The following is a 5401-nucleotide window of genomic DNA, read 5'->3' on the forward strand; positions in this document are numbered from 1 at the left end:
CCACGTCTGGCAGCCTCTCCGTCTATACCTGCTTTGCCGTGCTTTGCCTTCGATCAGCTGGAAGATGCGGTCGTAGACCGGCAGATCCGGCTGTGCGACCTCCACCGCAGCACCGGCCCCGGTCTGCCGGTACCGGCGCGGCGATGCGGCATCGGTGGCGGCGACCTCGGCGCGCCTGGCCAGCCCGGCCAGCCGACGGTTGGCTCACGCTGCCCGCGCTGGACCGTAGGATCGGCGACGGCAGGAGGAGCCGTGGCACAGATGGCCGAAGCGCACAGCGAAGCGAGACGGATCGGTGAAGTGATCCGCCAGGCCGGCGTATTACAGCGGCGTTCGCAGAAGGAAGTCGCCTCCGCCCTGGGCTATCACCAGTCCAAGGTGAGCCGCCTGGAAAACGGCAGGGGCACGGACGACATCCGCATCCTGCGCGAGGTCTCGCACGTGCTGGCAATTCCGCCACACCGCCTCGGCCTCGCCGCCACCTCGGACATCAACCACTCCGAACCCGAGACAGAGGACATGCACCGCCGTACCGTTCTCGCCGCCGGCATCGCCGCGCTCGCGGCCCCTACCCTCCCCAGCACCGCCCATCAGGACCTGGTCCAGTCCCTGCTGCCCGGAGTAGCCCGTGTGACTGCCGAACCAGTGCCGGACCTCCAGAGCATGCGAGACCAAGTCGCAGGTGTACGACGCCTCTTCTGCACCTGCGATTACACAAAGCTAGAGGGCACGCTGCCCGTCCTGATCGGGCAGCTTCGGCAGGCCATCAGCGAAAGCCCCGGCTCGAGCGACCTGTCCGGGCTCCTCGGCGAGCCTGCTGCTCAAGCAGAGCGGCCAGGGCAATGCCTGGCTCGCGGTCGGACGCGCCATGTCCGAGGCCGAACGCTCCGGCGATCCCGTCGTCCTCGCCTCCAGCGTCCGCCTTCACGCCCACGCCCTGGACCGCGACAGCCACACCGCTCAAGCCGTCACCCTCGTCCGGCACACCGCCGACCAGCTCACGGCCTCGTACGACCAGCGCTCCCCGAAGTACCTCGCGGCACTCGGACTGCTGCTTCTGCGCGGGGTCACCGCCGCCAGCAGCGGCGGCGACCGCTCCGCCACCCAGGACTTCCTCACCGAGGCGAAGGAAGTCGCCCGCTACGTGGCACTCGACAGCCCCGACGCCTGGGCCAACTTCAGCCCGACCAACGTCGCCCTGCACGGACTCAGCGCGGCCGTCGTCTTCGGCGACGCGGGCATCGCCCTGGACGCCGCCCGGCCTCTCATGCCCGCCACATCCCTGTCCCCGAGCGTGGTGCCGCCCTGTGGATCGAGGCCAGCCGCGCCTACAGCCAGCAGGGCCGCCTGGCGGACGGGTACCAGGCCCTTCGCATCGCCGAGAGCTGCGCGGCCCAGGACATCCGTCGCCCGGCCGTCCGCGAGCTAGTGGCCGACATGGCCGCCCGCGACCGCCGCCGTACGCTGCCTGAACTGCACCGCTTCAGCCGACAACTGGGAGTCCCCGCGTGAGTGATCAGCCAGACCGGCAGACCAAGAAGCCCTTCCTGTACGTCGTCGTGTGCGCCTCCGGCATCGCCGGCGACGTCGGCATCCTGATCACCGCGGCCCAAAAGGCGAACTGGGATGTGGGCGTCGTCGCCACCCCGCAGGCCCTCGGCTTCATAGACGCCGAGGCGGTCGAGACACAGACCGGCTACCCGATCCGCTCAGCCTGGCGCTCGCCCGGCGACCCTCGCCCGCTGCCGCCCGCCGACGCCATCGCGGTGGCCCCGGCCACCTTCAACACGATCAACAAATGGGCTGCCGGGATCTCGGACACCCTGGCGCTGGGCATCCTGTGCGAGGCGTACGGCTTCGGTATCCCTACTGCCGTCATGCCCTACCTGAACTCGGCGCAGGCCGCCCATCCCGCATACAGCCAGAGCCTGGAGCGGCTACGCGAGATGGGCGTCCTGATCGGCTCGTACGAGCCCCACAAGCCGAAGGCCGGCGGTGGGGCGGACCATTACCGCTGGGAAGAGGCGCTGGAGCTGCTTACTCCCAAACTGTCCGCACCGGCCTGATCAGCGCCGTCGTGCTGGCGGTGCCTGCGGCGGTGGAGAGGCTGCTGCTGTACCTCCGCAGTCCTGCACCGGGTGACCCGGACGCAGTCCTTCACACCGTCGGCAGCCGATGCGACACGCTGTTGCGCGTCCTGGTACATGGCGGCCAGCTCTTCGACGCGGGCCTGGTGCTCGCGTTCCTCGTCCCTGGCCCGGCGGACTTCGTCGAGCAGGCCAGGCAGCTCGCGGGAGTCGGCGACCAGCAACCGCATACGGGGCACCAGTCCGGCTAGGTCGGTCAGACAACGGGCGCTCGCGTCGATCCTGGCCGTGGCACGCCGGTCTTCGTCCTCGACGGCCGAAGCCTGCGCGTCCAGGTCCTGCGTGAGACCGGTGAGTTCGTTCACCTTCTCGTCGAGCCTGACCAGCTTCTGTTCCAGCCCGGCCTGCGCCTCCGGCCCGAAGGCCTCCAGGTGCGTACGCAGACGTACGGCCAGAGCTCGGTCCTTCTCACGCAGCCGGGTGAGATCCCTTAGCCGGTCATCGAGTGCGTCCGGCCGGCCGGACAGGCGCCGCAGTTCTCTTTCCGCGGCGTCGGCGTCGAGGGCCGCCGGGTGGACGGGCAGCACGGTGAAGCCGTTCCCGTTCCCGTCGCCGAGGACGGTGGCCCGCTCCTGAGTGCCCACGGCGACCACACCACGCAACGACAGCCCCGTACGCCGCACCACCGCTGCCAGGTCGACGTCGGGCGCCGGACCGCAGACCACGACGCCATCGATGAGGTGAGGTACCGCGGCCAGGACGTCGTCATGGCGGTGCGCGGGCACGGTCTCGCGCAGGAACTGCAAGCCTGACACCGCGGTGTCGACGCCGGAGGCCCGCAACGCGGCGACCGCTTCCTCCACTTCCCGGGGCGGAGGACAGAACCCGTCGTGCTCCAGTGCCTCGCGGACCCGTTGGTCGTCCAGTGCCTGGGCCCGTTCCCCGGCCAATGCAACATCCGCGGCTTCGACCTGTGCGTCCAGGAGTTCCGCCAGGTCCGCACCGACCGCCCCCAGGTCAAGGACATCCCCCAGGCGTTGACCGTCCGCCGGGCTTCCTTCCGGCGGCCGTCCCGATCGTCGTAGGGGACATACGGCGCAGCCAAAGCCCGTACGACGCAACTCAGGGGGTTCCCCGTCCCCAGTGGCGGCGGATGGCGCCCGGAGTTTCAGACGCCGCCTTGCCCGTAGCGATCGAGCTGGCGGCCCAGGCTCAGCTTCAGGTGCTCACGCATGGCCTCCGATGCCCGTTCCGGGCTGCGTCGCAGCACAGCCCTCAGGATGCGTCCGTGCTCCACGACCGTCGCCGGGCTGCCGCCCGTGACGGGGCTCAGCCTGAAGAGGTGGAGGTGCGCATGCAGACGCTCCACTGCCGCGGCGAGCATCGTCCGGCCCGAAGCTGCGGCGAGCGCATCGTGGAAGCGCTGGTCCAGTACCGCGAAGCGGCCGTAGACGGCGTAGTTGTGACCCTTGTCGGGCAGGCCCTGCATCTCGTCGACCAGGGTCTCCATCCGGTCCAGGTCACCGTCCCCGGCGCACTCGGCGGCCAACGCGGCGGCCGGCGGCTCCAGGAGCAGCCGCATTTCGAAGAGCTGCTCCACGCCTTGTCGGGTGAGCAGTACGGTGGCGCGGTATCCCGACAGCGAGCGCTTCACGACCAGTCCGTCCGACTCGAGCCGGGCCAGCGCTTCGCGCACGGGAGTGGCCGAGACCCCCAGTGACCGGGAGATCGCCTCGATGCCCACCCGTGCACCCGGCTGGATCACGTGGTCCATCACCATGGCTTTGACGGCCTCGTAGACACTGTCCGTCAGCACCTCCCGCCGCGCGGCAGGAGGTGCTGACCTTCCGGGCTCCTTCGCGTCCACCGACATCTCCTCGGACTCCTTTCGACACCGGCACCGGACAGGCCCCCGACACCATCGAGCAAGTTCTATACGATCTTCACCCTCCCTGGCGCCAATCAACTGCCTCTACGCAGGTCTTGACGCGGACGGCCATTCTGCCTCAGCATCACGGCAACGAAATCCTATTTGATTTGAGTGAGACACAACCATGAGCCGTCGTAGAACCGCCTTGCCGGCCGCCGTCACCCTGGCACTTCTGGTCACCGCGTCGTCCGCCTGCACCGTCAAGAACTCGGACGAGCCCGGCGCCATGGGCGCCGCCTCGGGAAAGGCCGGTGTCGGGACGGCCGAGCTGGTCGATGGCTCCAGCACCAAGGTCGCGCTGGTCCCGGGGGGCGCGCACCCCTACTTCCAGCCCTGGAAGCAGGCCGGCGAGGGGGCCAAGAAGACGCTCAAGCTGGGCGACGTCACCTTCGACGAGACCGCCGAGTGGGACCAGCAGAAGCAGAACGACCTCCTCTCGACGCTCGCCGCCCGCGGCTACAACGCCTTCGGCATCTTCGGGGTGTCCCCGACCGACATCAACACGACCTTCGCGGACCTCAAGTCCCAGGGATTCGCCGTCGCATCGCTGGGCTCCTGTCCGGCAGGCGACACCAACGACGCGGACTTCTGCCTCTCCACGGATGTCGAGCTCGCCGCGTACAAGGCCGCGAAGGCCGCCATCGAGGCCATGGGCGGCAAGGGCGCCCTTGTCCATCTGACCGGCAACAACGTCGACGCCAACACCCTGCTGCGCAAGCGTGGAGTGGAGAAGGCGGTGAAGGAGACCGGCGGCAAGGTCACCCTGCTGCAGACCATCACCGACATCGACAAGGACCTCCAGACCGCCCAGAAGGCCGTGTCCGACCTGCTCGCCGCCAAGGGCGGCCACATCGCGGGCATCGTCTCCACCGCCTACAACCCGGCGGTCGCCGCCGCCGAGGCCGTACGCGAGTCCGGCTCGAAGGCCGAGGTCGTGGCCATCGACGACGACGCCAAGATCCTCTCCTCGATCAAGAACGGCTCCGTCAGCGCCACCGTCGTGCAGAACCCGGTCGGCCAGGCGGAGATCGGCGCCTGGGCTCTCGCCCTGCTGCAGACCAAGCAGTGCACCATGAAGCAGCCCGGCAAGATCATCGACTCCGGCTCATTCGTCGTCACGAAGGACAACGTCACCACCTACGACGACGAGCGCGAGGCGACGACCGCTCAGCTGAAGAAGCAGTTCGCCGACGAGTTCCTCTCCTGCGGCTGACCACCCCGGCCACAGACACAGAAAGTCAGCACACACGCATGAGCATCATCACCAACGCAACGGCCCTGCTGGCCGACATCGACGTGGAGACCGACCGCACCGACGCAGTGCAGTCGTTCGTCAAGCAGGAGACCGTCCTCGTCACCATCAACACGACCGACGGCCTTGTGG

General features: G+C 68.9%; 5 protein-coding genes and 1 pseudogene. 4 read left to right on the top strand and 2 right to left on the bottom strand.

What is annotated here, in order from left to right:
• Window positions 1-868 precede the first annotated feature (868 nt).
• Complete coding sequence (locus ACFU8Q_RS38690; RefSeq protein ID WP_384464034.1) at window positions 869-1429, top strand: hypothetical protein; 561 nt, start codon at window positions 869-871, stop codon at window positions 1427-1429.
• A gap of 79 nt (window positions 1430-1508) precedes the next feature.
• Entirely contained in the window at window positions 1509-2066 is a 558-nt protein-coding gene (locus ACFU8Q_RS38695) for a flavoprotein (protein ID WP_384464037.1), read from the top strand.
• Here the strand turns inward: ACFU8Q_RS38695 and ACFU8Q_RS38700 are convergent.
• Window positions 2009-3037 (bottom strand): hypothetical protein, encoded by a 1029-nt coding sequence (locus ACFU8Q_RS38700; protein ID WP_384464040.1) that lies wholly within the window; start codon window positions 3035-3037, stop codon window positions 2009-2011. The two genes, ACFU8Q_RS38695 and ACFU8Q_RS38700, sit on opposite strands and share 58 nt — an antisense overlap.
• A gap of 218 nt (window positions 3038-3255) precedes the next feature.
• Window positions 3256-3960, bottom strand: coding sequence for a GntR family transcriptional regulator (locus ACFU8Q_RS38705; protein ID WP_384464042.1), 705 nt, complete (start codon window positions 3958-3960; stop codon window positions 3256-3258).
• Window positions 3961-4141: 181 nt separating this feature from the next.
• Between ACFU8Q_RS38705 and ACFU8Q_RS38710 the strand changes: the two genes are divergently transcribed.
• Complete coding sequence (locus ACFU8Q_RS38710) at window positions 4142-5230, top strand: sugar ABC transporter substrate-binding protein (protein ID WP_384464045.1); 1089 nt, start codon at window positions 4142-4144, stop codon at window positions 5228-5230.
• 38 nt (window positions 5231-5268) lie between these two features.
• Window positions 5269-5401, top strand: a pseudogene (locus ACFU8Q_RS38715) (mandelate racemase/muconate lactonizing enzyme family protein); the annotation flags it as partial.

It is taken from the genome of Streptomyces sp. NPDC057543 (assembly GCF_042801895.1).
GTDB lineage: Bacteria > Actinomycetota > Actinomycetes > Streptomycetales > Streptomycetaceae > Streptomyces.